Genomic DNA, 26,566 nt, shown 5'->3' on the forward strand with positions numbered 1-26,566 from the left:
CGTCGTCGACCGCGCCTTCGCGGGCACGGCCCCCCCTCGCGGGCACGGGCACAAGGGGTACCTCGCTTTCCCGGCGGCCCTCGGAGCCACCGCGGAGCGAGGAGGACGTGCCGGATCCGCGAACGGCCCGCACCTCCCGGAGGGGCGTGCGGGCCGTCATGTGGTTTCCGCCCGCCGACCTTCCCCGGTCACGCGGCGGAAGGATGGTGCTCCATGGCTACAGAACGGGCGGCGGCGGGGGCGGCGGGGTGCGGTCACGGCCGCCACTCATCTTCTTCTTGATCTCGCCCTTTGCCTGTTCGACCTTTCCCTCGGCTTCCTTTCGACGGTCTCCCGTCAACTTGCCCAGGGTTTCCTTGGCTTTGCCCTTGATCTTGTCCTTGCCGCTTCCGTGAGCCATTGCGACTCCTCCGATCGGCTGTTTCGGGCTCTCTTCCCAACGTAGTTCCTGCCTGGGACATCGGCGCGGCGTGGATGCGCGTCGCAGGACGCGGAGCCGGGCGGACTGAGGCCGCGGAACCGGCCGTACTCCGCGGGAACCCGGGGAGGTCCGTCGGCGTGGGTGCGGCGGAGCAACTGTTCCCTGCTCGGTCGCTGTTCTGCTGTGGCGGGGGACCGGCCTGGCGCGTGCAATGAAAGAGTCCTGACTTTCCCCTCGTCGTGGCCTGCGGCTGCGTCGCCGATACACAAGGAGCCGACATGCCGACTGGATCGAGCAAGAAACGGGAACGCCAGTACGAACACATAAAGGAGAGTGCCGAGAAGCGCGGAGCCTCGGAGAAGCGCGCGAAGGAGATCGCCGCACGCACCGTGAACAAGGAGCGGGCGCGGTCGGGTGAGGCCCGCACGTCGAGCAAGACCTCCACCGAGGACCCGAAATCTTCGTACCAGCGCGGTGGGCAGCGTTCCCACCGCGGGTCCCAGGGGCCGACGCGCGACCAGCTGTACGAGGAGGCCAAGAAGAGGAACGTCGAGGGCCGCTCATCCATGAACAAGCAACAGTTGCGCGAAGCACTCGGCCGTTGAATCGCGACCTTGCGATGCTCCCGCGGGGGCGGCGACGGAGCCCGTCGGACGTCCGCCGCCCGCCGACGGAGACGGGCCGGGAGGCGGGCCCTGCCCGGGGTTTCACCGTCGTGAAAGACGTGAAAGAACGGTGCCTCCATGTCCAGGAGGGGCCTCACCGGATCGAGTGCAGGCGTCGGGCTTGCGACGGCCCGCGAGTCCGCCCGCCAGAGGCCGACCGGGTCGGCGTCGCACGGGGTGTGACCGGCCACAGCACTGGGGCAGCGGCGGGGGCGGCACCGAACTGGCGGTCCGCCACCCAGGAGGCGGCGCAAGCCGGGCACACCGTGTCGATGGTCGATGTCCGTCCGCAGCGGGTCGCGCCCAGCGGCCCAACGAGCCCGGCCGCCCGCGGCTGCGCGCACCGCTTCGGTTCCGGACAGCTGCGGTGGCCCCGCGAGGGCGCCGCACGTCGCACAGGAGCGGGGCCGCAGATACTGCGACGGCCGGTTCAGATCAGCGGAACGACGATGGCGACCGCCAGGATGATGATGACGATCAGAGTTATCCAGACCCAAGGGGTGCGGTGCCTGGGAGACGGGTCTTCCGGGCCGCCGCCACGGGGCCGGTCTTCGGGAAGACTCGCGTCTTCGGGCCGGTCGCGTCGGTAGAAGTCGGGGTCTGCCATGACGGTAGCCTTCCTCTCGCACGGGCGCCCGGGAGAGGGAGCGCCTCGGGCACCCCATCGGGAGGAACGCCCGACGTTCTCCATCCTCCCACTTCCGGCTCCGCCGTGACGGGCCACTCCGCCCCCGTCGAGCGAGCGCTCCGTCCGCCCTGCTGCTTGTGCGCGTGAGGCGTCTGTCTCGGCTGTTGCGGTACGTTCCGCCCTCCGGGCCGGGGCGGCGGTGCGGAAACGGGTAGGTGAACCGCGTCGCGTCGCGGACAGTGCGATGCATGCCAGTGAGGTGGCCCCGCGCGGGTGTCCGGGACGCCCGCTGCCGTTGTCGGGAGAGGTTGTCGTCATGCCCCGTACGGTCGTGATCACCGGCGCGAGCGCCGGCGTGGGCCGAGCCGTCGCCCGCGAGTTCGCGCGCCGGGGCGACCGGGTCGGGCTCGTCGCGCGAGGCCTCACCGGGTTGCGGGCCGCCGCGGACGAAGTGCGGGAGATGGGCGCCGAGGCGGTCGTGGCCACCGCGGACATGGCCGATCCGGGCGCCGTGCGGGCCGCGGCCGACCATGTCGAGAGTGCCCTCGGACCCGTCGACGTGTGGGTCAACGTGGCCTTCGCGTCCGTTTTCGTCCCGTTCACCGAGATCGCCCCGGAGGAGTTCCGCCGCGTCACCGAGGTCAGTTACCTCGGCTACGTCAACGGCACCCGCGAGGCTCTGTCTCGGATGACGCCTCGGAACCGCGGCACGATCGTGCAGGTGGGCTCGGCACTGGGGACCCGCTCCATCCCCCTTCAGTCCGCCTACTGCGGTGCCAAGCACGCCGTGAACGGATTCACGTCCTGGTGATGCGACAACGCGGCGAGGTGCCGTGCCGTGCCGGGCGTCGCGAGCCGGTGAACCTTGCCGGTCACGGCACTAGATCGCGGGGCGGGTCGCCCGACGACCCAGCCCACCCGCTCCATCCCGGCGCCGTCCACCGGCGGGCCGCGCGGTGTCACACATTCGCCGACACGACGGCCCGAAGTGGTGGATGGCCCCGGACCACCCGCGCGTCCGGGCGAGGAGCGAGGCGGCCTTTATGGAACCCATCAGTGTGTCGGTGAACGGATCACCGATGGCCGGGTGCCGCGCACCGGGTGCGGGAAGACCACCTGTGGTGTGCGCCCATGCCGCCGGTGTCTCCAGCCGCCCTTCCGCCCGTTCCTCGAAGAACTTGGCCGTACCACGGAGCGTGGGCCGTCGACCTCTGCTCGCAGGGGGTTCGCCGCTGAACGGATGAGAACCCCGGGCCGGGGCGTCCCCCGTCCGGCCGCTGTGCCAGACCGCACGGCGGGCGGCGTGTCGCGGCGTCCGACACCGCAACGCGCAGTTGTCGCGTCCGGAAGTGCCCCCTCAGGGCGGAGGCGCAGCCAGCCGTGTGGCACTCTCCAGGAACAATGCGTGGACGAAGGCCTGGGGAACGTTTCCGCGAAGCTGTCGTTGGCGGATGTCGAACTCCTCGGCGAAGAGCCCCGTCGTGCCGCAGGCGGCCCGATTCCGCTCGAACCAGCGCAGGGCTTCTTCATGTCGGTGCTGCTGGTGCTCGGCGAAGGCCATGATGAAACCGCAGAGCAGGAAGGCGCCCTCGGCCTCTTCCAGGGGCCGTTCGTCGTGCCGGAACCGATAGGCGTAGTGACCGGTGGTCAGTTCCCGCTCGAACGCGAGCAGTGTCGCCCTTGTTCTCGGCGGTCCCGTCCACAGCTCCGACCCGACGCAACAGGACGGTCCGGTGCGGATCGCCGGGGAACACGAGGGCGTCACGGCATTCGACGATGCCGGTCTCGGTGATCCAGCGGTTGCGCCAGATCAGACCGCCTTCCTCGTAGTAGCCGCCGTGTACGAAGCGTCCGCGCGGAGTCACCGAGTAGTGGCCGGGTCCGCCGATGAGGGCGGCGAACACAGCGTCGGAATGCCAGTGCGGTGCACACAGCCATGAGATGTCCCCGCACGGGCCGACCAGGGCGCCGCGCTCGCCGTCCGCGATCAGGGCGTAGTCCCGCAGCGCGTGCGGCTCGGGCGTGGCGTTCCGGGGCACGAGGATGCGGTTCACACGAGGTTCCCCTTTCTGCCCGGAGGTGATGCGCGGGCGTGTGGCGATCACCGTCTGAGGCGGTAGCGCTCGGCGGCCTCCTCGCGCAGTTCGAGCCCCAGGCCCGGACGCCCGCTCCGGCCGGGGCGGATCGTTCCCCCTTCGGGGGACAGCGCGCCGTCGAAGAGTTGCTGCTCGATACGGACGTGGTCGTGGAACCACTCGACGTGCCGCAGGTTGGGCGCCGCGGTTGCCACGGGACCGTGGACATGAGGCGCGCAGTGCGCGGAGATCTGCAACCCGGCGGCTTCTGCCAGGGCAGCGGCGCGTAGCCACCCAGTTATTCCCCCGCATCGGGTCGCGTCCGCCTGGAGGCAGTCCACCGCGTCCGAGGCGATCATTGCGTGGAAATAGGCCGGTGTGCAGCCATATTCTCCGGCGGCGATGTCGGGGGACACGGCGGCACGGATCAGGGCCAGTCCTGTCAGGTCGTCGGAGGAGACCGGCTCCTCGAACCAGGTCACTCCCTCATCGTCGAGGCAGGGAGCCAGTCTGATCGCCTGCTTGCGGGTGTAGGCGCCGTTGGCGTCCACGTAGAGTTCTGCGGCTTCACCGATGCTCGTGCGTGCCGCAGTGACGCGTTCCCGGTCGCGTCGTTCGCAGCGTCCCCACGACTCTCCAACTTTGATCTTGACTCTGGGAATGCCCAGCCCGTCCACCCAGTCGCGCAGTTGACGATCCTGTTGCTCCGCAGCGTAGGTGGTGAAGCCGCCGCTGCCGTATACGGGCACATGGGGTGTGCTCACTCCCAGCAGGTCGGCGAGGGGCAGCTCCAGCAGGCGCGCCTTGAGGTCCCACAGGGCGATGTCGACGGCCGAGACGGCGCCGGCCACCAGCCCCGGGAGGCCCGCGTTGCGTACCGCGCGGCGCATTGCCTCGTTCGCGCCCGGGGGGTCCCATGCGCGCAGACCGGTCACGCTCCCGGCCAGCAGGTCCTCGACGACCCGGACGGCGGCGGGCGCGCCGTAGGTGTAGCCGAGCCCGGTCGAGGCCCCGGAGCGCACTCGCACGACCACCAGAGTGGTCGAGTCCCACGCCAGGGTGCCGTCCGCTTCCGGGGTGTCCGTCGGGACGGTGTACGCCACGGCGTCGACGGCATCGACGAGCGGGGCACTGTCTGCCGGGAGCGTGTTCACTCAGGGCTCCCGCCGCCGCGCGTGGGCGGAGCCGACATGGTGGCGGTGTCCGGGCAGCAGCTCCTGCACCTTGGCCTTGAGGCCCTGCTTGATCATGCTGCCGCGGTCGCTGTCGCCCTTGACGACGGCGCTGACCAGTGCCTCGGCCTGGTCCCCGGTAGCGTGCGGGGGGATCGGCGGGACGGCCGGGTCGGTGACGAAGTCGATGACGAAGGGCCGGTCGGCCGAGAGCGCCCGCCGCCAGGCGTCCTCGACCCCGCCGGGTTCCTCCACCCGCACGCCACCGAGACCGATCGAGCGCGCGAAGGCGGCGTAGGGCACGTCGGGCAGGGACTGGGAGGGAAGGAACTGCGGAGCGCCGGACATGGCCCGCATCTCCCAGGTGACCTGGTTCAGGTCCTGGTTGTTGAGCACCGCGACGACTAGGCGCGGATCCTGCCACTGCGACCAGTACTTGGCGACGGTGATGAGTTCCGCCATGCCGTTCATCTGCATGGCGCCGTCCCCGACGATGGCCAGCGCGGGACGTTCGGGATGGGCGAACTTCGCACCGATCACGTACGGCACCCCCGGCCCCATCGTGGCCAGCGTGCCCGAGAGCGATCCGCGCATCCGGCCGCGCAGACGCAGGTGACGCGCGTACCAGTTGGCTCCGGAGCCGGAGTCGGCGGCCAGCATGAGGTCGTCCGGCAGCAGCGCGTCGGCGCAGTGCACGACGTACTCCGGATTGACGGGGTCGGCCTCCACGGCCGCCCGCCGCTCCATCACCTCCCACCAGCGCGCTGTGTCCTTCTCGATCTTCTTGCGCCAGGCCCCGTGCTTCTTCCGCTTCAGCCTCGGCAGCAACTCCCTGATCGTCTCCCTCGCGTCACCGACCAGGTTCACTTCGAACGGATACCTGAGCCCGATCATGTGCGGATCGATGTCGATCTGGACCGCGCGGGCCTGGTCGAGTTCGGGCAGGAACTGCGTGTACGGGAAGCTGGAACCCACCACCAGGAGCGTGTCGCAGTCGCGCATGAGCTCGTACGAGGGGCGGGTGCCCAGCAGGCCGATCGCCCCGGTCACATAGGGGAGTTCGTCGGAGAGGACGTCCTTTCCCAGCAACGCCTTGGCCACCCCGGCGCCGAGCACGTCCGCCAACTGCTCGACCTCCGCTTGCGCGTGCCGGGCGCCCTGCCCGATCAGTGCGGCGACCTTCTCGCCGGCGTTCAGTACCTCGGCGGCCCGTGCCAGGTCCTCGGCGGAAGGGACCGGGGCCGACGACGCCAGGCCCAGGCTGGAGGGCACCATCTTGAAGGCGTGTGTGGGCGGGGTGTAGTCGAGTTCCTGCACATCCGCGGGGATGATGACCGCCGTCACCGTGCGCCGGGCGTACGCGGTGCGGAAGGCCCGGTCGATGACGTTGGGCAGCTGCTCGGGCACGGTCACCATCTCGCAGAAGTCCGACGCGACGTCCTTGTACAGGCTCATCAGGTCGACCTCCTGCTGGTAGGAGCCCCCCATCGCGCTGCGGTCCGTCTGCCCCGCCAGAGCCACCACGGGGACGTGATCGAGTTTCGCGTCGTACAGCCCGTTGAGGAGGTGGATGGCCCCGGGGCCCGAGGTCGCCGCGCACACTCCCACCCTGCCGGAGAACTTGGCGTAGCCCACCGCCTCGAAGGCGGCCATCTCCTCGTGACGGGCCTGGATGAACTCGGGCCGATTGTCGGCGCGCCCCCAGGCGGCGAGGAGACCGTTGATGCCGTCGCCCGCGTAGGCGAAGACATGGTCCACCTCCCACTCGCGCAGGCGCTGGAGAACGTAGTCGGACACCTTCATCGGCCTCGGTTTCCCTTCGTCTCGTACTGTGTGCCGGCGGTCGAGGGGCCACCGTCCTCGCGGAGTTCCGGTTTCCGGGCCGATGACGGCGGAGCGCCGGGTCCTGATCAGAGCGGGGCCGGGGGCCGGGTACGGCCGTGCCGCCGTACCAGGTACGCGCCCGCGCCCGCCGCCGCGCCCAGCGCCAGGACGGCGGCCGTCGCACGCCGGGCGTCCTCGGCGCGGGCCTCGGGCCGGTCGGTGAGTTTCTCCGGGTGGTCCACGGGCAGCGGGCCGTCCAGGCCCAGAGCCAGGGCCTCCGCCAGATGCATCGCGCGCCGGCCGGTGCCTCCCTCCTCGATCTGGGTACGGCAGCTGAAGCCGTCGGCGAGGACGAGCGTCGTCGGGGGAGCCGCCCGTACGGCGGGCAGCACGCCCTGTTCCCCGACGGCCATGGAGAGAGCGTGGTGCCCCCGTTCGAAGCCGAAGTTCCCGGCGAGCCCGCAGCAGCCCTCGTCCAGTACATCGGCGTCGATGCCGGCACGACGCATCAGTTCGCGGTCCGCGTCGTACTTCAGCACGGCGTGCTGGTGGCAGTGGGTCTGGACGACGGCGGTCCGTGCCAGCCGCGGCGGCTGCCACTTCCCGTCCGGGGCGTCGCCGAGCAGGAGTTCCGCGAAGGTGCGGAACTGCCGGGACAGCCGCTGCACGTCCAGGTCCTCCGGGACGAGTTCGGGGGCGTCGCTACGGAAGACCGCGACGCACGAAGGCTCCAGGCCCACGACCGGTGTGCCGGCTTCGATCCACGGCCGCAACAGGTCCACCGTGCGGCGCAGCACCCTTTGGGCGGTGGCCAGTTGGCCGGTGGAGATCCAGGTCAGGCCGCAGCACACGGACCGCGGCGGCACCGCGACCCGGAAACCGGCGTCCTCCAGGACCCGCACCGCCGCCTTCGCGACGGCCGGGTGGAAGTGGTTGCTGAACGTGTCCGGCCACAGCAGGACCGCGCGGGCGTCCGCCGGGTCGGGTTCCGGTGTCCGGCGCGTCGCCCACCACTGGCCGAAGGACTCCCGAGCGAAGGCCGGCGCCGTTCGCTCGGCAGCCACCCCCGCGAGGCGCTTGCCGGCACGGGCGAGACCGGGTGCGTGGAGCAGGGCGTCGACCGGGCCCGGGGCGAGGCGAGCCGCTCGCGCCCACAGGGGCAGCCACCCCAGTGAGTAGTGGGCCGCGGGACGCGGCCGCCCGGCGTAGTGATGGGACAGGAACTCGGCCTTGTAGGTGGCCATGTCGACACCGACCGGACAGTCGGATCTGCACCCCTTGCAGGACAGGCACAGATCGAGCGCGTCGCGCACCTCGGTGGAGCGCCAGCCCCCGGTCACCGGCGAGTCCAGGTGACCGCCCAGCATCTCGAAGAGCAGACGCGCCCGGCCGCGGGTGGAGTGCTCCTCCTCGCCCGTGGCCCGGTAGGAGGGGCACATCACTCCGCCGGTGTGACTCCGGCAGTTGCCGATCCCGACACAGCGCTTCACCGCCTGTGTGAAGGAGCCGTCGTCGTCCGGGAACCCGAAGTGGGTGGCGCGGCCCACCGGACGCCACCGCGCACCGAGCCGGAGGTTTTCGTCGGTCCGGTGCGGCGCGACGACCTTCCCCGGATTCATCCTGTCGTCCGGGTCGAAGAGCCGCTTCACCTCCTCGAAGGCGTCGACGAGGGACCGGCCGAACATCTGCTGGAGCAGTTCGCCCCGTGCCTGCCCGTCGCCGTGTTCCCCCGAGAGGGACCCTCCGTAGGACGTGACCAGGTCGGCGGCGCGGAACAGGAAGGTGCGGAAGGCCGCGACCCCCTCGGCGTGCGTGAGTCCGAACGGGATGCGCGTGTGCACGCATCCCTGGCCGAAGTGCCCGTAGAGGGCGGGCCGGTCGTAGTCGAATTCGGCGAACAGCGCCTTGAGGTCGCGGAGATAGTCACCGAGCCGGTCCGGCGGAACGGCGGAATCCTCCCATCCCTCCCAGGTCTCCCGGCCGTCGGGCGGGCGCGCGGTCACGCCCAGGCCCGCCTCGCGCGCCCGCAGCATCTTCCCCTCGCGCGCCGGGTCGTCCGAGAACGAGACCGTCGGCTCGTCGGGATGGCGGCCGAGTGCGTCGATCAGGTCGTGCGCCTGGCCGTCCACATCGTCCCGGCTCTCGCCGCTGAACTGGACGAGCAGCCAGCTCTCCCCCGCGGGGAAGGTGTCCAGCGACTCCAGATGGGAGCCCTCCTCGCGCATGAGCTGTGCCATCCGCCCGTCCAGCGCCTCCAGCAACTCCGGCTCGCAGCGCTCCAGCAGCCGCGGCACGTCGTCGGCCGCGGCGCAGATCTCGTCGTAGCCGAGCACGACCATCGCCTCGCACGACGGCACGGGCACCAGGTCGAGCTCCGCGCGCAGGACGGTGACGAGGGTGCCTTCGCTCCCGACGAGCGCGCGGGCCAGATCGAATCCGTTCTCCGGCAGGAGCGAGTCGAGGTTGTAGCCGGACACCCGGCGCGGAATGCGGGGGTAGCCCTGGCGGATGTCCGCGAGGTGGTCGTCCACCACCCGGCGCAGCCCGGCGTAGAGTTCCGCGCGACGGCCCCCGGCGGCGACGATGTCCTCGTACTCCTCCCGCGAGGTGGGCCCGACCCAGCAGCGCAGTCCGTCATAGGTCAGGATCTCCAGGCGCCGCACATTGTCCACGGTCTTGCCGTACGCCTGTGCCGACGCCCCGCAGGAGTTGTTCCCGATCATCCCGCCCAGAGCGCAGTGGCTGTGGGTCGAGGGCTTCGGCCCGAACTGCAGCTTCGCTCCGGAGAGCCCGCGATTCAGCTCGTCGAGCACGATGCCGGGCTCCACCACACAGGTCCTGCGCCCCGCGTCCACGGAGACCAGACGGTCGCAGTACTTGGTCCAGTCGACGACCACGGCGGCGTTCGTGCACTGACCGGCCAGGCTCGTTCCCCCGCCCCGGGACAGCACCGGGGCGCCGAAGCGTGCGCAGACCCCCACCGCCTCCGCCCCCGCTTCGACATCGCCGGGGACGACGACACCGATCGGGACCTGCCGGTAGTTCGACCCGTCCGTGGAGTAGGCACCTCGGCTGCCCGCGTCGAAGCGGACCTCTCCCCGCACACCTGCGCGCAGGGCGCGTTCCAGGGCGGTGGTGTCGACGGCCGCGTCGGCGTTCCGGGCAGGCCCGGGGGAGCGCGAGAAGTGCTGGAACTTCATGACCGTTCCTCCTCCGAGGGGTCACTGGACGGTGAAGGGTTCCGGGCGGGGCGCCGGGCCGGGGAGAGGATTCGGCCAGCAGCGCCGGTCGCCGCCCAGGCCGGCCGGAGGCGCGGTGAGATGTGCCGCTGCCACTCCCGCTCATCCCCACCGACTGCCGGCGAGCGGCGCGGTCTCCATACCCGCACCGCGGCGCACGCCGCTCAGGAACGACGACAGCGCCTCCTGCGCCGTCCTGGTCGGCCGCCAGCCCAGTACGTCACGCGCCCGGGCGCAGTCGAGGACGGGAAGCCGCAGCACCGCGTCGAAGAGATGCGGGGATGCGGGGGCCGCGTGCGTGTGCCACGCCGCCGCCAGGGCCGTCCGTACCAGCGCCCTCGGCACGCGGACCACCCGGGCGTCCAGCAGTTCCGCGAGCTCCGGCGCGCCGATGACCGGCTCCGCCGCCAGGTTGAACGGCCCCCGCACGTCACCCACCACGGCCGCCCGGTAGGCCTCGGCCGCGTCGTCGGTGTGGAGGGCCTGGAAGCGCAGCCCCGCCAGGTCCGGCACGAAGGGGAGGAGGTCCGGGCGCAGCAGGGGGCCGGGTACGTGACGGCCCGCGAAGATGCGGCGCTGTTCGCTGGCGGCCTGTTCCTTGAACAGGAACCCGGGCCGCATCCTGACCACCCGGATCCTCGGGTGCCGCGGCTCGAAGGCGTCCAGCACCCGCTCCAGGTAGGACTTCTCCCGGCAGTAGGAGGCGTCCGGCCACCCGTGTGTGGGCCATTCCTCGCTCACACCCGGTTCCTCCTTCGGACCGGGGGAGTAGGCCCCCACCGAGGAGGCGTGCACCAGGGCCGGTACGCCCGCCCTCGCCACCGCCTCGAAGACCCGGATCGACCCCAGGACGTTGCTCCGCCAGGTGATCAGGGGGGCGTGGGTGGGCTGGAAACGCCAGGCGAGGTGGACGACGGCGTCCGCGCCGGCCAGGTGCTGGTCCAGGACCTCCGGGCTGTCGCACCGGGACAGGTCCACCGTGGCCCACTCCACACCCGGGACCGACATCTTCGGGAGGCGGCGGGCGAGACCGACCACGGCCGCCACGTCCGGGTCCTCCGACAGGGCCCCGACGACACTGGTCCCCACGTTGCCGGTCGCCCCCGTCACCACGACGCGCAGGCCCGCATGTGTGCTCATCACCATTCCGCCCCTTTCAGGAGGGTCGTGGGGGAACACGGTCCGCGTCCCGGGCGGTGCCGCGCACCGCCGCGCACCGTGGTGCTACGGACGCAGGAGCGTCTTGACCATTCCGTCCTCCTTGCCCTGGAACATCGCGTACGCCTTGGGGCCGTCCGACAGGGGCAGGTGGTGGGTGGCGAAGCCGTCCACCCCGAGCACGTCCTCGTCGTCGAGCAGCGGAAGGATCTCGGGCACCCAGCGCCGCACGTTGGCCTGTCCCATCCGCAGCTGGATCTGCTTGTCGAAGAGGGTGAGCAGGGGCATCGGGTCCGCCGCGCCCCCGTAGACGCCGGAGACCGAGACGGTGCCGCCCCGGCGCACCACGTCGATGGCGGTGTGCAGGGCGGAGAGACGGTCCACGCCCGCGCGCTCCATGAGCCTGCGTGCGACCATGTCCGGCAGAAGGCCGGTGGCCCACTGTGCGGTCTTCGCGAGGGGCGCGCCGTGGGCCTCCATGCCGACCGCGTCGATGACGGCGTCGGTTCCCCGGCCATGGGTGAGCTGCCGGATCGCGTCGGGCAGGTCCTTGCCGCAACGGTTCGCGTCGAAGACCTGCACACCCCGGGCGGCGGCTCTGGCGAGCCGCTCCGGCACCAGGTCGGCGCCGATCACCAGCCCGGCCCCGAGATGCCGGGCCACTCTGGTGGCCATGTCTCCGACAGGACCGAGTCCCAGGACAGCGACGCTGCCCCCGGGCGGAACGGACGCGTACCGCACCGCCTGCCAGGCGGTCGGCAGCACGTCGGACAGGTAGACGTACCGGTCGTCGGGCGGCCCGTCCGGGACCGGTATCGGCAGCGTGTTACCGAACGGCACGCGCAGCAGCTCCGCCTGCCCGCCGGGCACCTGCCCGTACAGCTTCGTGTAGCCGAACAGCGCGGCTCCCATCCCCCGCGCGCGGACCTGGGTGGTCTCGCACTGGGAGTGCAGACCGCTGTCGCACATGAAGCAGGTCCCGCAGGAGATGTTGAAGGGGATCACCACGCGGTCCCCCGCGCGCAGGGCCGTGACGTCGGGGCCGACCTCCTCCACCACTCCGATCGGCTCGTGGCCGAGGACGTCGCCCGGGTCCAGGTATGGACCGAGCACTTCGTACAGGTGCAGGTCCGAGCCGCAGATCCCCGTGGAGGTGATCCGCACCACGACATCGGTCGAGTCCTCGATGCGAGGATCCGGGACGTTCTCCACCCGCACGTCCCGACGTCCCTGCCAGGTGAGTGCACGCATGGGCGTCTCTCCTCACTGCAGAACTCCCCGCAGAGGCGGGCCGGGGGCGCCTTGGGGCGCGCGTCCCGGGAACGGCTGCTTCCCTTCCCGCCGGAGGGTGTGGACGCGTCGGCGTCGGGGTGAGGCCGCGGCGTGGTTCCGAAGCGGCCGTGTGTCACCCTGTCCGGCCCTTGTGCTGCGCCGGTACGGGCCGACTCATCCAGCGAACCAGTCCCTCGGCCATCTCGCCTCTCGGGGCGGGGACGTCTCACGGCGGGGCATGGATCGCCGCGGGAAGAGGAGGTCAGGAAGTGCGGCTCATCCCGGGGAGCGGCACCGGGAGGTAGGGCACGGTACGCAGCGGTGCCACGGCACGTCGCGCGACGGCGCGTGCGGGTCTGCCGCTCGGGAAGCCTCGATCAGCCCGCGGACTCGCCGGCGTGCGGGCTCAGGACCCCCGCCGCGACCAGCGCGAACAGCGCCAGCCCGAGCAGGACGCGGTAGACGACGAACGGCATGAAGCTCTTGGTCGTGATGAACTTCATGAACCAGGCGATGACGGCGTACCCCACACCGAACGCGATGACCGTCGCGAAGATCGTCGGTCCCCACGACACGTGCCCCTCGCCCGCGTCCTTCAGTTCGAAGACACCCGAGGCCAGCACCGCCGGAATCGCCAGCAGGAACGAGTAACGGGCGGCGGCCTCGCGGGTGTAGCCCATCAGCAGACCACCGCTGATGGTGGCGCCGGAGCGGGAGACGCCCGGGATCAGCGCCATGGCCTGGCAGAAGCCGAAGATCAGGCCGTCCTTGACGCCGAGCTCCCGCAGCGACTTGCGCTCCTTGCTGGCCCGGTGCCTGCCGCCCACCTCGTCGCGGGCGGCGAGCCGGTCGGCGAAGCCGAGGACGATGCCCATCACGATCAATGTGGTGGCGATGAGCCGCAGATCGCGGAACGGTCCCTCGATCTGGTCCTTGAGCGTCACGCCGAGCACGCCGATGGGGATGGAGCCCACGATGACCAGCCAGCCCATCTGGGCGTCGTGATCGCCGCGCATCGACCGGTCGAACAGTGAGCGGAACCAGGCCGAGACGATCCGGACGATGTCCTTGCGGAAGTAGATGAGGACCGCCGCCTCCGTGCCGATCTGGGTGATGGCGGTGAACGCCGCACCCGGGTCGTGCCATCCGGCGAACGCCGCGGTGAGTCGCAGATGCGCGCTGGAGGAGATCGGCAGGAACTCGGTCAGTCCCTGAACGAGGCCCAGGACGAACGATTCGAACCAGCTCATGGGGCTTTGGCCATCCCGGAGGTGATCATGCATCGGCCGACAGGCACGAATGCTGTCGGAAACATGCGGATTTGCGGTCGAATCAAGGCAAGGTAAGGCCAGGCCCTGATGACTTCGGTCGGTCGCGGGCAGGGTATCGCCCTCGGATGAACGGGACGACGCACACCCCCGCCGCCGTACGCGGCCGGGCCCCGGCATCGTCCCGCCGCGCCCGTACCCGGTCCACGCGGCGGAGCGCGCCGCGGACCCGACGGTGGCGGAGGCCCCGGACCACGCGGCGGGGAACGCCCCGGTCACCGGGCGGAGAGGCGATGCCGCCTGCGCCAGGCGACGACGGCCGCGCCGAGCCCCGTCAGCACGATGAAGCCCGTCGCCGCCAGGAACGCGGGCGACGCCGGTGAGGCGGCCTCGCTGCCCGCCACGACGTACGCGGCGGTGTTCGGCACCGAACCCAGTCCGGTCGCCGCCAGGAACGCCGGGTAGCCCATGCGTGAGACCGCCGCGCAGTAGTTGGCCGCCGCGAACGGCACACCGGGGAACAGCCGCAGCGCCAGCATCGAACGGAACCCGTGCCGGCTCAGCTGACCGTCCGCCGCCCGCAGCCAGCGCCCCCGCAGCAGCGTGCGGAGCGCGTCCTGCCCGAGCACCCTGCCCAGCGCGAAGGAGATGCCCGCGCCGAGGACCGTGCCCGCCAGCGCGGCGGCCAGCCCCGCCTGCGAACCGAAGAGCGCTCCGGCGGCGAGATTGAGCAGCGGCCGGGGAACGAAGGCCACCGTGCACACCCCGTACGCCGCGGCGAACAGCACCACGGCGCCGCCGCCCCCGTCCGGCCGGTCCGGCCATCCGGTGGTGAGCAGCCGCTGGGGCTCGAACAGCAGCATCGCCGAGGCGGCGGCCACCAGCACCACCACGAGCAGCGAGAACCGGGACCAGGGCGAGAGCAGCGCCCTCGTGCAGCGCACGGCGAGGCCCTCGGCGGGCCGGGCGGCGGGGGCGGGGTCGAGCATGCGGGGAGACTAGCCGACCGCGTACGCGACGACGGGCCGAACTCCCGCGTACGGACCGGGCCCGCGGAGACCGCCGAACCCACCGGAAAACCGGTCGACGCGGGCGCGCGTCCCCGGCCATCATCGGACCATGGTCCGGTACGCCTTCCTCGCAGCGCCGTCCGCCGTCGCGGACGCGCCGAAGGCTGCCGTGAACTCCTTCTTCGCGACGGCAGTTGTCGCGGCGGCACCCGCCGCGTCCGTGGCTCCCTTCGACGGCGCCCGAAGCTGACCCTCCCCCGACAGTCCGGCGGACCCCGCAAGGGGAGGGTCGGCAGGGCCCTGGGGTCTTCTTCTTCCCGGCATCGATCTTCCAAGGAAAGAGCCATGTCCAAGACGGCATACGTACGCACCAAGCCCCACCTCAACATCGGCACCATGGGCCACGTCGACCACGGCAAGACCACGTTGACCGCCGCCATCACCAAGGTCCTCAGCGACCGCGGAACCGGCACGTTCGTCCCGTTCGACCGGATCGACCGGGCGCCGGAGGAGAGTCGGCGCGGCATCACCATCAACATCGCGCACGTCGAGTACGAGACCGACACCCGCCACTACGCCCACGTCGACATGCCCGGACACGCCGACTACATCAAGAACATGGTCACCGGCGCCGCCCAGCTCGACGGCGCGATCCTCGTCGTCTCCGCGCTCGACGGGATCATGCCGCAGACCGCCGAGCACGTCCTGCTGGCCCGTCAGGTCGGCGTCGACCACATCGTCGTCGCCCTCAACAAGGCGGACGCGGGCGACCCCGAACTGACCGACCTCGTCGAGCTGGAGGTCCGCGAGCTGCTCACCGCGCACGGCTACGGCGGCCAGTCCGTTCCCGTCGTACGGGTGTCGGGCCTGAAAGCCCTGGAGGGCGACCCGCGCTGGACCTCGGCCGTCGAGGCGCTGCTGGACGCGGTCGACACCTACGTGCCGATGCCGGTGCGCTACACGGACGCGCCGTTCCTGCTCCCGGTGGAGAACGTCCTGACCATCACCGGTCGAGGGACCGTCGTCACCGGAGCCGTCGAGCGCGGCACGGTACGGGTCGGCGACCGGGTGACGGTGCCGGGCCCGGACATCGAGACGGTCGTCACCGGACTGGAGACGTTCGGCAAGCCGATGGAGTCCGCCGAGGCCGGGGACAACGTGGCCCTGCTGCTGCGCGGCGTCGAGCGCGACCGGGTCCGCCGCGGTCATGTCGTCGCGGCCCCCGGCAGTGTGACGCCCCGTCGCCGGTTCACGGCGCAGGTGTACGTCCTGACGGCCCGCGAGGGCGGCCGCAGCACCCCGGTCGCCACCGGCTACCGGCCGCAGTTCTACATCCGGACCGCGGACGTCGTCGGCGACATCGACCTCGGCCCGGCGGCGGTGGCGCGCCCCGGCGACACGGTCGACGTCACCGTCGAACTGGGCCGCGACGTACCGCTGGAGACCGGACTCGGCTTCGCGATCCGCGAGGGCGGCCGTACGGTCGGCGCCGGCACCGTCACCGCGGTGCTCTGACGTCCGCACCGGCCGGGCCCGCCTCCCCCACCCCGGGGGAGGCGCGCCCGGCGCCGTGAGCAAGACTGACGGCATGGCAGACACAGCACTGGTACTCGGTGCCGGCGGAGTCACCGGCAGCGCCTGGGAGACCGGCATTCTGCACGGGCTCGCCCAGGCGGGAGCGGACCCGACCGCCGCAGACCTGATCATCGGCAGTTCGGCGGGCGCGGTGGTCGGCGCGCAAGTGGCCTCCGGGGCGCTCGGCCTCGCCGAACTCTACGAACTCCAGCTCTCCGACCCGCGGCGCATGACCGGCGGACGGCTCGGCGCGGCGGCGTTCCTGCGCTACGCGGGGGCCGTGCTGTCGGCGCGCACGCCCGAGGCGTACGGCCGCAAGCTGGCGGGGATCGCCGCCCGGTCCAGGACCGGCGTCACGGCGGAGGAACGGCGCGCGACGATCGCCGACCGCCTCCCCTCGTCGGACTGGCCCGAGCGCCCTCTGCTCATCACCGCCGTCGACGCGGTCAGCGGCGAGCTCCACGCCTTCGACAGGAGCGGCGGGGTGCCGCTCGTGGACGCCGTCACCGCGAGCTGCGCGGTCCCGGCGGTCTGGCCCGTCGCCACCGCGGGCGGCCGGTCCTGGATCGACGGCGGTGTGCACTCCCCGGCCAACGCCCAGCTCGCCGAGGGCTATGAGCGCGTCGTGATCATCGCCCCGACGGCGAGCGGCAACAAGGTCATCGCCTCGCCGCGCTCGCAGGCGGACCGGCTCGCCGCCCGGGGCGCCCGCGTCGAGGTCATCACCCCGGACCCGGCGGCGAAGCGAGCCTTCGGCCGCAATCCCCTGGACCCGAGCCGCAGGGCGGCGGCGGCCCGCGCCGGACTGGCCCAGGCGGCGGCGCACGCCGACGCCGTGGCCGCGGTCGTGAGCAGGTGATCCGGCACCCCACAATGGGAGAGTGAACGAGCCGATACCCGTCATCCGGGACGTGGACCAGGGCACCGCCAGACTCCTCCCGGACGTGGACCGGGACCGGGCCTGGCTGCTCACCGTCGACGGCGCACCCCAGTCGTACGTCGATCTCGACGCGCCGGAGCATCTCGAGTTCGAGTACGTGCGGCGGCTCGCCCATGTCGTGGACCTCACCGCGGCACCGGGCGCGCCGCTCGACGTGCTCCACCTCGGCGGCGGTGCCCTCACACTGCCCCGCTACGTCGCCGCGACCAGGCCCGGATCCCGTCAGGACGTCGCCGAGGCCGACCTCGGGCTCCTCGCCCTGGTCGCCGAACACCTCCCGGTGCCCGACGGCGCCGGGATCACCGTGCACGGCGCCGACGCCCGCGGCCTGCTGGAACGGACCCCGCCCGGCTCCGTCGACCTGCTGGTCGCGGACGTCTTCGGCGGCACCCGGGTGCCCGCCCACCTCACCACCGTCGAGTACGCGCGAGCCGCCCGCCGGGCGCTGCGCGACGGCGGAACCTATGCCGCCAACCTCGCGGACGGCGCCCCCTTCGACTTCCTCCGCTCCCAACTGGCCACCTTCGGGGCCGTCTTCGAGGAGCTCGCACTGATCGCCGAGCCCGCCGTGCTGCGCGGCCGGCGCTTCGGCAACGCCGTACTCGTGGCCTCCCAGCACCCCGTCGACACCGAGGCGCTGACCCGCCGCTGCGCCGCCGACGTCTTCCCCGCCCGGGTCGAGCACGGCCCGGCGCTCACCCGGTTCACCGGGGCCGCCCGGCCGGTCGGGGACGGTGAGGCGGTCGGCTCACCCGAGCCGCCCGACGGCGCCTTCGGCATCGGCTGAGACCGGCTCCCGCGGGGCCACCGCTCCCGCCGCTCCGGTGGTGGCGGGCGCGCGGGTCAGCCGGCGTACCTCGGGCACGAACAGCACGGCCCCGGTGACCAGCACGATCAGTGCCGCGCAGCCCCACAGCGCCTGGCTCCGCCCGACGAGCGTCTCCACCGGACCGGCGAGCGCGGTGGCGAGCGGCATCATCGCCACCGAACCGAACCAGTCGTAGGCCGAGACCCGCGACAGTTTCTCCTCCGGGATCTCCTGGTGCAGGGTCGTCATCCACGCCACCCCGAACACCTCGATGCAGACGCCGCTGACGAACATCACCAGACACAGGCCGGCCACCGGCAGTGGTACCGCGAGCGCCGCCGACGGCAGGGCCAGCGGGAACACGCAGAGCGTTCCGACCAGCAGCATCCGACGGGGCTTCCAGCGCGTCATCAGGAGCGCCCCGCCCAGTGTGCCGGCGCCGAACGCGGCGAGCGCGAAGCCCCAGGGCCGGGGGCCGCCCAGTTCGTCCCGGGCCACCAGCGGCCCGTACACCGACTCGGCTGCCGCCACGGCGGCGACCACCACGGAGAACTGCGCGACGATGCTCCACAGCCACGGTCGGCCGATGAACTCCCGCCAGCCGTCCCGCAGATCGGAGAGCAGACCGCCGCCGGGTTCGCGTGCCGGGATGTGACCGACGTCCAGGAAGGCGCGCAGCACCCCGGCCACGGCGAAGGCCGCCGCGTCGACGGCCAGCACCCATCCCGGGTCCATGGCCGCGATCATGGCGCCGCCGAGCGCGGCACCGCCGATCGTCGCGCCCTGCATGGCCATCCGGAAGAGGGCGAACGCCCGGCTCGCCTGTTCCCGGTCGACGCTCGACATCAGCATGCCCTCGGCCGCCGGGTTGAAGAACGCCTGTCCGGTCCCGCACAGAGCGGTGAGCAGCATCATCTGCCACAGTTCGGGGTCGCCCGCCAGCACCAGCCAGGCGAAGACGGCCTGGGAGACGCAGTTCAGGGCGTTCGCCGCCACCATCACCCGGTGCCGCGGCAGCCGGTCCGCGATCGCCCCGCCGATCAGCAGGAACAGCACCAGCGGCGTGGCCCTGGCGGCGGCCACCAGGCCGACGTCGCCCCCGTCCCCGCCGGACTGGAGAACGGCGAACGCCGCCGCGATCAGCGCGCCATGGGTACCCAGGCCCGTGATGATCGCGGCGGCGGTCAGCAGACGGTAGTTGCGGCCGGAACGGCGTGCGGGGAGTTCGGGGGCATCGGCGGTGGAGGTGACGTTCACCACGGGACTATCGCCGCCGCGGCCCCCTCGTGCCAATCGAATAAACGGCGCCCCTGGCGGAACGCCCCCACGAACCGGCCGCGGGGGCGTCAGGAGGACGGGGCGACGTCCGTCAGCCGTACGGTGCTCAGGATCTTCTCGATGGTGGTGTCCGGGAGCTCGCCCGGCACGTTGTCGGCCGCGTACAGCACCCAGGACGCGAAATCGCCGTTCTTGTTCTTGAAGGTGAAGGCGATCGTCTTGCCGTCGCTGTCGCACTTCCTGCGCTTCGTGACGCCGGGAGCGGTGGCGGTGACGACCTGGCCGGTGAGCCCCGACTTGGTGGTGTACTGCCTGGCCGGGGTGAACTTGATGGTGCTCTGCGGCATGTGCTGCGCGTACGCGCCCCACGCCCAGGTACCGGCCTCGCTGTGGGCGTTCTTGGCGGCGTCGGTGGCGCCCTGGGCGCCCCTGGTGCCGGCGCTGGCCAGGCTGGAGGTCTCCTCGACGCCGTCCTTGTCGGAGTCGTCCACGCACCACTTCTTCTGGAGGTACGAGGGTGCGGAGAATCCGATCAGGGGCGAGCCGTCGCCCTTCTTCTCGTCCTCGAAGAACGAGAACGTGCCGGGTGTCCCGACCTCCCAGTCCCCGGGCACGTCGAACCGGGTGCCCCACTTGGGATTGGTGACCACCTTCCAGCCCGCGACGAGGGGCTTGGCATCCTCGCCGCCGCGCGGGTTCGCCTCCGGCGAGGCCGCGGTCTCGGACGGGTCGGCGGGTGCCGAGGTCTTCTTGTCGTCGGCGACGTCCTTGCCCTTGTCGCCGTCCTTGTTCATCACGACGACACCGGTGACCACCGCGGCCACCACGACGGCGGTGGCCGCGACGATCGCCACGGCGGTGGTCTTCTTCTTGTCGTTGCCGGGCTGCGGAGCACCGGGCGGACCGGGAACCGCGTACTGCGGAACGGTCGGCTGCTGGTACGGGTTCGGCTGCGGGTAGCCGTAGCCGGGCTGTTGCCCCTGCTGCGGATGTCCCGGGTGCTGCCCGGGCTGTCCCTGCTGCTGGTATCCCGGCTGCTGATAGGGATTCGGCTGCTGGTACCCCGGCTGCTGGTACGGGTTCTGGTTCTGGTCCTGCGGGTTGTGCTCGCCCCCGGGCGGCTGCTGTCCTGGCCACATGGCTGGAAACAATAAGGGGGCCCGGCCGGGACGGCTACGTCCGCCCCCGTGAGCGGATGGTGAAGGAAGCGGCGGGCCGGGAACGGGGGACCGGTGAGGAAACACGGGGGAGCGGGACGGGGGCCGGGGAAGCGGGATGGCACAGCCGGGCTACCCGAAAGTAACATCAGGTCATGAGTGCTGCACAGTCGAACGTCGGCGAGATGCTCGCCGCCACGGTCCCCATGGCCCGTACCCTCCGTCTGGAGTTCCTGGAGACGACCGCCGAACGCGCGGTGGTCCGGCTGCCGGACCGGGCCGAATACCACAACCACATCGGCGGCCCTCACGCCGGAGCGATGTTCACGCTCGCGGAATCGGCGAGCGGCGCGATCGTACTGGCCGCCTTCGGCGACCAGTTGTCGCGCGCCGTGCCTCTGGCCGTGCGGGCGGAGATCGGCTACAAGAAGCTGGCCATGGGAGAGGTCACGGCGACGGCGACCCTGGGCCGGCCGGTGGCCGATGTCGTCGCGGAACTGGACCGCGGGGAGCGGCCCGAATTCCCCGTGGCCATCGAGATACGGCGTGCGGACGGCGCGGTGACCGGCGAGATGACGGTCCTCTGGACGCTCCGTCCCCACGCCTGATCCCCGGCCGCCCGTACGGGGCTGCCGCACCTCCGGCGAACGGGGGAGCGGCAGCCCCGTACGTCGTCCGCGCGAGTGGGGCACCGGCCGGGCGGCGGATCGCCCCACCGCCCGGCGGATTCCGGCCCGAGCCCGGGGAGCCCTCGCCCGCCCCGGTCGCCCCCTCGGGTCATCGCCCGGCGCGGTCCTCGTGCGCCCTGCGGTGCGCCTTGGCCAGTTCGACGTAGCCCGCCGCGTTGAACCTGATGCCTTCGCGTTCCTCCTCGGTCAACTGCCGCTTGACCTTGGCGGGGACTCCCGCGACCAGGGAGCCCGGCGGCACCTGCATGCCCTGCGGCACCAGCGCCTGCGCCGCGATCAGCGAACCCGCCCCGATGCGGGCGCCGTTGAGGACCGTGGCCCCCATGCCGACCAGGACGTCGTCCTCGACGACACAGCCATGGAGCACCGCGTTGTGCCCGACCGATACACGCTCGCCGACGGTGACGGCGAAGCCGGGATCGGTGTGGATGCTGCAGTTGTCCTGGACGTTGCTGTCCGCACCCACCACGATGGGGCCGCAGTCGGCGCGCAGCACGGCTTGGTACCAGACGCTGGAGCCCGCCGCCAGCGTGACCTCGCCGATCACGACGGACGTCGGCGCGGTGAAGGCGTCCGCGTCGACCTCCGGTTCCTTGCCGCCGATTCCCGTCACCAACGCCTGCTCCGACATCGCCCGTTCCTCCGTGCCGGCCGGTGCGCGATCCCGGATGTCCGATCGCGTCGGAGGAACGCTATGCGACCGGCGACGGACCGTCCCCGAGTGGGGTGAACATCACAGGCGGTCGCGGTGATCGCGCCGCACGCCGCCGACTACCGTGTGCGGGTGCCGAACAACAGGAACACGTTCTCCCCCCTCGCCGTCTGGCGGCGGCGCGTCCTCTCCCGCGCCGTCCACCACGGCTGGCGCCGGGTGCGGGAGTGGGGCGCGGTCACCGCGGAGCACCCCGGTGGACTGCGGTTCGGCCGGATCGGCGACGGGACCCGGCTGGCCTTTCCGCAGGGCACCGTCTTCGGCGAGAAGTGGATCGAACTCGGCGCCCACTGCGTGATAGGCGAACAGGTCACGCTCACCGCGGGACTCATGCCCGATCTGGACCTGGGGCCCGAACCGATCCTGACCCTCGGCGACGGTGTGGTGCTCGGCAGGGGCAGTCATGTCGTCGCCGACACCCTGGTCACCATCGGCTCCGACACGTACTGCGGACCGTACGTGTACATCACGTCCACCAACCACAGTTACGACGATCCGCACGAGCCGATCGGCCGGCAGTGGCCCCGCATGGAGCCGGTCGCCATAGGACCCGGCTGCTGGATCGGAACCGGATCGGTGATCCTCCCGGGGGCCACCCTCGGACGCAACGTGGTGGTGGCCGCCGGCGCCGTCGTACGCGGCCACGTGCCCGACCATGCGGTGGTGGCCGGGGCCCCCGCCCGTGTCGTGCGCAGCTGGGACCCGGAGAAGGGCTGGCAGCCGCCGCTGCGCACCCCCGCGCCGGTGCCGATCCCGGCGGACGTCACCCCCGAGCAGCTGCTCGCGCCGGCGGAGCCCGGCGAGACCTCCGTCCCGCCCGCAGGCTGAGAACGGCCGGACCGGACGGCGCAGTACAGTGCCGTGCATCGTCGGTCGCGCCGCACCGCGATGCCGCCGCCGTCGGCCCTCGTCCCCGGAATCCTGGACGGAACGTGTCCGACCTCGATCAGCTCACCCAGTCGCCGGCCCGCAACCTCAAGCGCTGGCGAGGCGAACGCGGCTTCACCCTGGACACCCTGGCCGCCCGCGCCGGGGTCAGCCGCGGCATGATCATCCAGATCGAGCAGGCCCGCACCAACCCGAGTGTCGGTACGACGGTGAAGCCGGCCGACGCGCTGGAAGTCGGCATCACCACGCTGCTGGACCACGAACCGGTGTCGCCGGTCCGGCTCGTGCCCGGGGACCGGGCGGTACGCATGTGGTCGACGCCGGCGGGGAGTTCCGCCGTCCTGCGCGTCGGCACGGAGGCCCGGGGACCGCTCGAACTGTGGACGTGGCGCCTGATGCCCGGCGACAGCCGCACCTCCGACCCGCACCCCGAGGGCGCCGTCGAACTGCTCCACGTCACGGCGGCCGAGCTCACCCTGGTCGTCGACGGCACTCCGTGCGCCGTACCCGCCGGTGTCTCCGCCACGTTCGAGGCGCATCACGCGCACACCTACCGCAACGACGGCATCGAACCGGCCGAGGCCACTATGGCGGTCTCCATCCCGCCCGCGCGCTGAACGCCGCGTCCGTCAGCCGTCCGTGCGGCACGGTGCCCGGTCCGCGACACCGGCCCGGAGCGAGGGCAGACGGCGGGCCGCGAAATCGACGGCGGCGTCCAGGCGGAAGAGCAGGCTCGTCGACGAACCGACCGGACCGCTCCGTACCCCCGCACCACCGTCCGCGCGTGCGAACTCGGCTCCCAGCACGGCGAAATCGCCGTCGTCCAGCGCGACGTCCTCGTACTCCCACCACTGGCGCCGCCCTGCGGACCCCACCACGCAGCGGTAGCGGCGACGGGGCGGCGACGGCATCCGGTACTCGCCCAGATGAAACGCCGTGCAGGTGTCGAACCCCGTGCCCAGCAGCAGCACCTGGGCGCGCAGCTCGTGGAGACGGGCCAGCGGGGAGTCCTCGCCGAGGTGGCAGTCGGGGCGGTGGCCCGCCGTCAGCTCCCTGGCGAGGAGGCCGAGCGCGGTGAAGGACGTCTGGGGATGGTCGCTGCGCACCGCCCCCTCGGTGAGCCGTACGGTCTCCGGGAGCAGGCCCATCGACGGCGCGGCCGTCGTCGCCGGGTCGAAGGCGGGCATCCGCGCCCGCAGGGCCTCCCGCTCCCGGCCGGTCAGACCGCGCACCCGGTCGAGGTACTGCGGAGAGGTGTCCGAGTTCTCCGGGGTGAAGGACGGGACGACGAGCGTGCCGCGCTCGCCGAGGGCGTCCCGCAACGCTCCCACCACCGCCCGGGCGCCGCCGCTCACCGGGCCCACCGCACGCATCGAGGCATGGACCATCAGGACGCCGCCCCGCGCCACTCCCAGCTCGGACAATTGCTCCGCGAGCCCCGCTCGGGTGTGGGGGGCGATGGGCGACGGCGTAGTGGTCACAGCCCGTCATTCTCCCAGCCGCCCACCGATGTGGACACCACGCACATCCGGACGGAGGACGGGCCGCCACGACCGTGCGGGCCGGGCGCCGCACGGCGGGCGGCCGTCGGAGACGCCCTAACCGCCCAGCGCGGGGATCTCGATCGCGGGGCAGCGGTCCATGACCATGTCGAGCCCGGCCGCGCGCGTGCGTTCGTACGCCTCGGTGTCGACCACGCCGAGCTGGAACCAGACCGCCTTCGCGCCGATCGCCACCGCCTCGTCGGCCACGCCGCCCGCCAGCCCGCTGTTGACGAAGACGTCCACCACGTCCACCGGGAACGGTATGTCCGCCAGCGAGGCGTACCCCTGCTCGCCGTGGACCGGCTCCGCCTTCGGATGCACCGGTACCACCCGCTTGCCGAAGCGCTGAAGCACCTCGGCGACGTGATGGGCCGCGCGCGACGGGTTGTCGGACAGGCCGACCACGGCCCAGGTGTCGCCCGTGTCCAGAAGAATCCTGCGGATCGTCTCCGAGTCTGCGTACATGATCGGGGCAACGGACGGTGGTCTCCGGCTGTTCCCGGAGGGGGCATAGGCTGGCCGGATGCAGGAGCAGTACCGGACCGTCGCCCGCGCGGGCGTGCACGAGACCGAGATCAACCGGTCGCGTTTCATCTGCGCGCTCGCCCCCGCCGCCACCGAACAGGAGGCGCAGGACTTCGTCGCACGCGTTCGCGCCGAGCACCCCACCGCCACCCACAACTGCTTCGCCTACGTGATCGGCGCCGACGCGTCCGTGCAGAAGGCCGGCGACGACGGAGAACCGGGCGGCACCGCCGGGCTCCCGATGCTGCAGATGCTGACCCGCCGGGAGATGCGCTACGTCGTCGCCGTCGTCACCCGCTACTACGGGGGCGTGAAACTCGGAGCGGGGGGCCTGATCCGGGCGTACGGGGGAGTGGTCGGCGAGGCCCTCGACGCCCTCGGCACCATCACCCGGCAGCGGTTCCGCCTCGCCGCGATCACCATTGGGCATCAGCGGGCCGGCAAGCTGGAGAACGATCTGCGGGCCACCGGCCGATCCGTGCGCGAGGTCCGGTACGCGGAGGCCGTCGTCATCGAGGTCGGACTGCCGGACTCCGACGTGGAATCGTTCCGCGGCTGGCTCGCCGACGCGACGGCGGGCGAGGCCCGGCTGGAACTCGGCGGCGAGGCGTACGGGGACGCGTGACACAGGCGCCCGGCAGGGAGGACCGGCCGCGACGACCCGCCGGGGCGGCCCTCCCGACGACCTCGCGTACACGGCGCTCCGGCGTGGGGGGCATGTGTGGGAGCCCGTCGGCCGCATCGGACAATGGGGCCATGACCCGGCTTCTGACCAGCAGCGATCTCCTGGCCGTGCTCGAACCGGACGCCTGTCTGGAGGCCCTGCGCGACGGCTTCCGTCGGGCCGGTGCCGCCACCGTCGCCGGCCGACGGTTCCGCACGGACCTCCCGTTCCCGGGTACGGCGACGGCCCTGATGCCCGGACTGCTGCCGGGCGTCGACGCGTACACCGTCAAGGTCAACGCCAAGTTCCCGGGCGCCCGGCCCGCGCTGCGCGGTGTGATCTGCCTGCACAGCGGACGGGACGGCGAACTCCTCGCCCTGCTCGACTCCGCCACCGTCACGGCCTGGCGGACCGGCCTCGCCGCGGCCCTCGGCACCCATGTCCTCGCCGCACCCGATCCGGCGGGCGAAGCGGTGCTCGGCGTCGTCGGAGCGGGCGCGCAGGCCGAGATCATGGTCCGTGGCGTACGGAGCCTGCGCGAGTTCCGCGACCTGGTGGTGCACGACACCGACCCGGAGCGCGCGGCAGGCTTCGCCGGCCGGCACCGGGGCCGTGTCCTCGGTTCGGCGGCCGAGGTCGCCGCTGCCGCGGACGTCGTCCTGCTCGCCACCTGGTCGCGGACCCCGCTGCTGGGCCTCGCCGACACCCGTCCCGGCCAGCACTTCACCACGCTCGGCGCCGACGAGCCCGGCAAACAGGAACTCTCCGCCGACCTGCTCGGCTCCGCCCTCCTCGTCGTCGACGACCGTGAACTCGCCGCGACCACGGGAGCGCTGGCCGCGGCGGGACTGCCGCCCGGCGCCGCGCACGCCACGCTCGGTGAACTGCTCGACGGCACCCGTCCCGGCCGCGTCCCGGACACGGCACGCTCCGTATACGCACCCGTCGGGCTCCCCTGGCAGGACCTGGCCGTCGCCCGGGTCGCCTACCGGCAGGCGGAACGGCTCGGCGTCGGGACGCCGGTCGATCTTCTCGGCTGAAGGCGCCGTGGGCG

Annotated in this window: 25 protein-coding genes and 2 pseudogenes; 11 read left to right on the forward strand and 16 right to left on the reverse strand. The window is 72.2% G+C overall.

From position 1 onward, the window contains the following. Positions 1-217: 217 nt before the first annotated feature. A complete protein-coding gene (locus ACFYY6_RS22925; RefSeq protein WP_351524821.1) occupies positions 218-400 on the reverse strand; it encodes a CsbD family protein in 183 nt (60 codons plus the stop codon). A 299-nt stretch (positions 401-699) separates the two neighbouring features. On the opposite strand from ACFYY6_RS22925, the gene ACFYY6_RS22930 reads away from it, so the two are divergent. Then, positions 700-1,026: a plasmid stabilization protein gene (locus tag ACFYY6_RS22930; protein ID WP_351524820.1), complete on the forward strand. Its 327-nt coding sequence runs from the start codon at positions 700-702 to the stop codon at positions 1,024-1,026. A gap of 490 nt (positions 1,027-1,516) precedes the next feature. On the opposite strand, the gene ACFYY6_RS22935 is transcribed toward ACFYY6_RS22930, so the two are convergent. Next, complete coding sequence (locus tag ACFYY6_RS22935) at positions 1,517-1,693, reverse strand: hypothetical protein (RefSeq protein ID WP_351524819.1); 177 nt, start codon at positions 1,691-1,693, stop codon at positions 1,517-1,519. A gap of 337 nt (positions 1,694-2,030) precedes the next feature. Here ACFYY6_RS22935 and ACFYY6_RS22940 point away from each other — a divergent pair. Then, positions 2,031-2,519 (forward strand): annotated as a pseudogene (locus tag ACFYY6_RS22940) (SDR family NAD(P)-dependent oxidoreductase); the annotation flags it as partial. A 552-nt stretch (positions 2,520-3,071) separates the two neighbouring features. Here ACFYY6_RS22940 and ACFYY6_RS22945 read toward each other — a convergent pair. From ACFYY6_RS22945 to ACFYY6_RS22985, 9 genes and pseudogenes are all read right to left on the reverse strand, one after another. Beyond that, positions 3,072-3,479, reverse strand: a complete 408-nt coding sequence (locus ACFYY6_RS22945; protein WP_389194845.1) for a glycoside hydrolase family 15 protein — start codon at positions 3,477-3,479, stop codon at positions 3,072-3,074. Position 3,480: 1 nt separating this feature from the next. Beyond that, a pseudogene (locus ACFYY6_RS22950) lies at positions 3,481-3,819 on the reverse strand (trehalase-like domain-containing protein); the annotation flags it as partial. After that, on the reverse strand, positions 3,816-4,943 hold the full coding sequence (locus ACFYY6_RS22955; protein ID WP_389194848.1) for an enolase C-terminal domain-like protein: 1,128 nt from the start codon (positions 4,941-4,943) through the stop codon (positions 3,816-3,818). The pseudogene ACFYY6_RS22950 and the gene ACFYY6_RS22955, both read right to left, overlap by 4 nt. Beyond that, positions 4,944-6,764 carry a thiamine pyrophosphate-requiring protein gene (locus tag ACFYY6_RS22960; RefSeq protein WP_351524817.1) on the reverse strand — a complete coding sequence of 607 codons (1,821 nt, stop codon included), beginning with the start codon at positions 6,762-6,764 and terminating at the stop codon, positions 4,944-4,946. Between the two features lie 107 nt (positions 6,765-6,871). Then, the gene (locus ACFYY6_RS22965; protein ID WP_389194851.1) at positions 6,872-9,985 is read right to left on the reverse strand and encodes an FAD-linked oxidase C-terminal domain-containing protein; all 3,114 of its coding nucleotides are present in this window, start codon (positions 9,983-9,985) and stop codon (positions 6,872-6,874) included. Between the two features lie 141 nt (positions 9,986-10,126). After that, positions 10,127-11,164 carry an NAD-dependent epimerase/dehydratase family protein gene (locus tag ACFYY6_RS22970; RefSeq protein WP_389194854.1) on the reverse strand — a complete coding sequence of 346 codons (1,038 nt, stop codon included), beginning with the start codon at positions 11,162-11,164 and terminating at the stop codon, positions 10,127-10,129. A gap of 84 nt (positions 11,165-11,248) precedes the next feature. Further along, positions 11,249-12,433: a zinc-dependent alcohol dehydrogenase gene (locus tag ACFYY6_RS22975; RefSeq protein ID WP_389194857.1), complete on the reverse strand. Its 1,185-nt coding sequence runs from the start codon at positions 12,431-12,433 to the stop codon at positions 11,249-11,251. A 398-nt stretch (positions 12,434-12,831) separates the two neighbouring features. After that, a complete protein-coding gene (locus tag ACFYY6_RS22980; RefSeq protein ID WP_351516599.1) occupies positions 12,832-13,704 on the reverse strand; it encodes an undecaprenyl-diphosphate phosphatase in 873 nt (290 codons plus the stop codon). Between the two features lie 293 nt (positions 13,705-13,997). Further along, on the reverse strand, positions 13,998-14,711 hold the full coding sequence (locus ACFYY6_RS22985; RefSeq protein WP_351516597.1) for a TVP38/TMEM64 family protein: 714 nt from the start codon (positions 14,709-14,711) through the stop codon (positions 13,998-14,000). Between the two features lie 130 nt (positions 14,712-14,841). Between ACFYY6_RS22985 and ACFYY6_RS22990 the strand changes: the two genes are divergently transcribed. The 4 genes from ACFYY6_RS22990 to ACFYY6_RS23005 all read left to right on the forward strand — a co-directional run bounded on the left by ACFYY6_RS22990 (position 14,842) and on the right by ACFYY6_RS23005 (position 18,034). Then, positions 14,842-14,982, forward strand: coding sequence for a hypothetical protein (locus tag ACFYY6_RS22990; protein ID WP_199883148.1), 141 nt, complete (start codon positions 14,842-14,844; stop codon positions 14,980-14,982). A 95-nt stretch (positions 14,983-15,077) separates the two neighbouring features. After that, complete coding sequence (tuf, locus tag ACFYY6_RS22995) at positions 15,078-16,247, forward strand: elongation factor Tu (protein ID WP_351516595.1); 1,170 nt, start codon at positions 15,078-15,080, stop codon at positions 16,245-16,247. A gap of 73 nt (positions 16,248-16,320) precedes the next feature. Continuing rightward, positions 16,321-17,166, forward strand: a complete 846-nt coding sequence (locus ACFYY6_RS23000) for a patatin-like phospholipase family protein (protein WP_388651889.1) — start codon at positions 16,321-16,323, stop codon at positions 17,164-17,166. Positions 17,167-17,188: 22 nt separating this feature from the next. Beyond that, complete coding sequence (locus tag ACFYY6_RS23005; RefSeq protein WP_351516591.1) at positions 17,189-18,034, forward strand: fused MFS/spermidine synthase; 846 nt, start codon at positions 17,189-17,191, stop codon at positions 18,032-18,034. On the opposite strand, the gene ACFYY6_RS23010 is transcribed toward ACFYY6_RS23005, so the two are convergent. Then, positions 17,996-19,312: an MFS transporter gene (locus ACFYY6_RS23010; RefSeq protein ID WP_351516589.1), complete on the reverse strand. Its 1,317-nt coding sequence runs from the start codon at positions 19,310-19,312 to the stop codon at positions 17,996-17,998. The two genes, ACFYY6_RS23005 and ACFYY6_RS23010, sit on opposite strands and share 39 nt — an antisense overlap. Before the next feature lie 89 nt (positions 19,313-19,401). Next, a complete protein-coding gene (locus ACFYY6_RS23015) occupies positions 19,402-20,472 on the reverse strand; it encodes a hypothetical protein (protein WP_351625742.1) in 1,071 nt (356 codons plus the stop codon). A gap of 173 nt (positions 20,473-20,645) precedes the next feature. Between ACFYY6_RS23015 and ACFYY6_RS23020 the strand changes: the two genes are divergently transcribed. Next, the gene (locus tag ACFYY6_RS23020) at positions 20,646-21,098 is read left to right on the forward strand and encodes a DUF4442 domain-containing protein (RefSeq protein WP_351516585.1); all 453 of its coding nucleotides are present in this window, start codon (positions 20,646-20,648) and stop codon (positions 21,096-21,098) included. Positions 21,099-21,267: 169 nt separating this feature from the next. On the opposite strand, the gene ACFYY6_RS23025 is transcribed toward ACFYY6_RS23020, so the two are convergent. Beyond that, positions 21,268-21,810: a gamma carbonic anhydrase family protein gene (locus ACFYY6_RS23025; protein WP_389194862.1), complete on the reverse strand. Its 543-nt coding sequence runs from the start codon at positions 21,808-21,810 to the stop codon at positions 21,268-21,270. A 153-nt stretch (positions 21,811-21,963) separates the two neighbouring features. On the opposite strand from ACFYY6_RS23025, the gene ACFYY6_RS23030 reads away from it, so the two are divergent. Both ACFYY6_RS23030 and ACFYY6_RS23035 read left to right on the forward strand, forming a co-directional pair. Further along, positions 21,964-22,719 (forward strand): acyltransferase, encoded by a 756-nt coding sequence (locus ACFYY6_RS23030; protein WP_351625746.1) that lies wholly within the window; start codon positions 21,964-21,966, stop codon positions 22,717-22,719. 104 nt (positions 22,720-22,823) lie between these two features. Then, the gene (locus tag ACFYY6_RS23035) at positions 22,824-23,396 is read left to right on the forward strand and encodes a helix-turn-helix domain-containing protein (RefSeq protein ID WP_389194865.1); all 573 of its coding nucleotides are present in this window, start codon (positions 22,824-22,826) and stop codon (positions 23,394-23,396) included. A gap of 12 nt (positions 23,397-23,408) precedes the next feature. Here the strand turns inward: ACFYY6_RS23035 and ACFYY6_RS23040 are convergent, their stop codons facing one another. Both ACFYY6_RS23040 and ACFYY6_RS23045 read right to left on the reverse strand, forming a co-directional pair. Continuing rightward, on the reverse strand, positions 23,409-24,260 hold the full coding sequence (locus ACFYY6_RS23040) for an aminoglycoside N(3)-acetyltransferase (RefSeq protein WP_389194868.1): 852 nt from the start codon (positions 24,258-24,260) through the stop codon (positions 23,409-23,411). A 117-nt stretch (positions 24,261-24,377) separates the two neighbouring features. Further along, positions 24,378-24,788, reverse strand: coding sequence for a CoA-binding protein (locus ACFYY6_RS23045; RefSeq protein ID WP_351516580.1), 411 nt, complete (start codon positions 24,786-24,788; stop codon positions 24,378-24,380). A 58-nt stretch (positions 24,789-24,846) separates the two neighbouring features. Here ACFYY6_RS23045 and ACFYY6_RS23050 point away from each other — a divergent pair, with 58 nt between their 5' ends. Both ACFYY6_RS23050 and ACFYY6_RS23055 read left to right on the forward strand, forming a co-directional pair. Next, positions 24,847-25,473, forward strand: coding sequence for a YigZ family protein (locus ACFYY6_RS23050; RefSeq protein ID WP_351516579.1), 627 nt, complete (start codon positions 24,847-24,849; stop codon positions 25,471-25,473). A gap of 131 nt (positions 25,474-25,604) precedes the next feature. Next, positions 25,605-26,552 (forward strand): ornithine cyclodeaminase family protein, encoded by a 948-nt coding sequence (locus tag ACFYY6_RS23055; RefSeq protein ID WP_351516578.1) that lies wholly within the window; start codon positions 25,605-25,607, stop codon positions 26,550-26,552. Positions 26,553-26,566: the final 14 nt, after the last annotated feature.

Origin of the sequence: Streptomyces sp. NPDC001750, assembly GCF_042892615.1 — a bacterium.
In the GTDB taxonomy this organism is placed as follows: Bacteria; Actinomycetota; Actinomycetes; order Streptomycetales; family Streptomycetaceae; genus Streptomyces.

What these genes read in the sequence shown, in the direction of transcription:
- ACFYY6_RS22925 (WP_351524821.1), bottom strand. Translation starts at nt 400, where the DNA reads ATGGCTCACGGAAGCGGCAAGGACAAGATCAAGGGCAAAGCCAAGGAA.
- ACFYY6_RS22930 (WP_351524820.1), top strand. Translation starts at nt 700, where the DNA reads ATGCCGACTGGATCGAGCAAGAAACGGGAACGCCAGTACGAACACATA.
- ACFYY6_RS22935 (WP_351524819.1), bottom strand. Translation starts at nt 1,693, where the DNA reads ATGGCAGACCCCGACTTCTACCGACGCGACCGGCCCGAAGACGCGAGT.
- ACFYY6_RS22960 (WP_351524817.1), bottom strand. Translation starts at nt 6,764, where the DNA reads ATGAAGGTGTCCGACTACGTTCTCCAGCGCCTGCGCGAGTGGGAGGTG.
- ACFYY6_RS22965 (WP_389194851.1), bottom strand. Translation starts at nt 9,985, where the DNA reads ATGAAGTTCCAGCACTTCTCGCGCTCCCCCGGGCCTGCCCGGAACGCC.
- ACFYY6_RS22970 (WP_389194854.1), bottom strand. Translation starts at nt 11,164, where the DNA reads ATGAGCACACATGCGGGCCTGCGCGTCGTGGTGACGGGGGCGACCGGC.
- ACFYY6_RS22975 (WP_389194857.1), bottom strand. Translation starts at nt 12,433, where the DNA reads ATGCGTGCACTCACCTGGCAGGGACGTCGGGACGTGCGGGTGGAGAAC.
- ACFYY6_RS22980 (WP_351516599.1), bottom strand. Translation starts at nt 13,704, where the DNA reads ATGAGCTGGTTCGAATCGTTCGTCCTGGGCCTCGTTCAGGGACTGACC.
- ACFYY6_RS22985 (WP_351516597.1), bottom strand. Translation starts at nt 14,711, where the DNA reads ATGCTCGACCCCGCCCCCGCCGCCCGGCCCGCCGAGGGCCTCGCCGTG.
- ACFYY6_RS22990 (WP_199883148.1), top strand. Translation starts at nt 14,842, where the DNA reads ATGGTCCGGTACGCCTTCCTCGCAGCGCCGTCCGCCGTCGCGGACGCG.
- tuf (WP_351516595.1), top strand. Translation starts at nt 15,078, where the DNA reads ATGTCCAAGACGGCATACGTACGCACCAAGCCCCACCTCAACATCGGC.
- ACFYY6_RS23000 (WP_388651889.1), top strand. Translation starts at nt 16,321, where the DNA reads ATGGCAGACACAGCACTGGTACTCGGTGCCGGCGGAGTCACCGGCAGC.
- ACFYY6_RS23015 (WP_351625742.1), bottom strand. Translation starts at nt 20,472, where the DNA reads ATGTGGCCAGGACAGCAGCCGCCCGGGGGCGAGCACAACCCGCAGGAC.
- ACFYY6_RS23020 (WP_351516585.1), top strand. Translation starts at nt 20,646, where the DNA reads ATGAGTGCTGCACAGTCGAACGTCGGCGAGATGCTCGCCGCCACGGTC.
- ACFYY6_RS23025 (WP_389194862.1), bottom strand. Translation starts at nt 21,810, where the DNA reads ATGTCGGAGCAGGCGTTGGTGACGGGAATCGGCGGCAAGGAACCGGAG.
- ACFYY6_RS23045 (WP_351516580.1), bottom strand. Translation starts at nt 24,788, where the DNA reads ATGTACGCAGACTCGGAGACGATCCGCAGGATTCTTCTGGACACGGGC.
- ACFYY6_RS23050 (WP_351516579.1), top strand. Translation starts at nt 24,847, where the DNA reads ATGCAGGAGCAGTACCGGACCGTCGCCCGCGCGGGCGTGCACGAGACC.
- ACFYY6_RS23055 (WP_351516578.1), top strand. Translation starts at nt 25,605, where the DNA reads ATGACCCGGCTTCTGACCAGCAGCGATCTCCTGGCCGTGCTCGAACCG.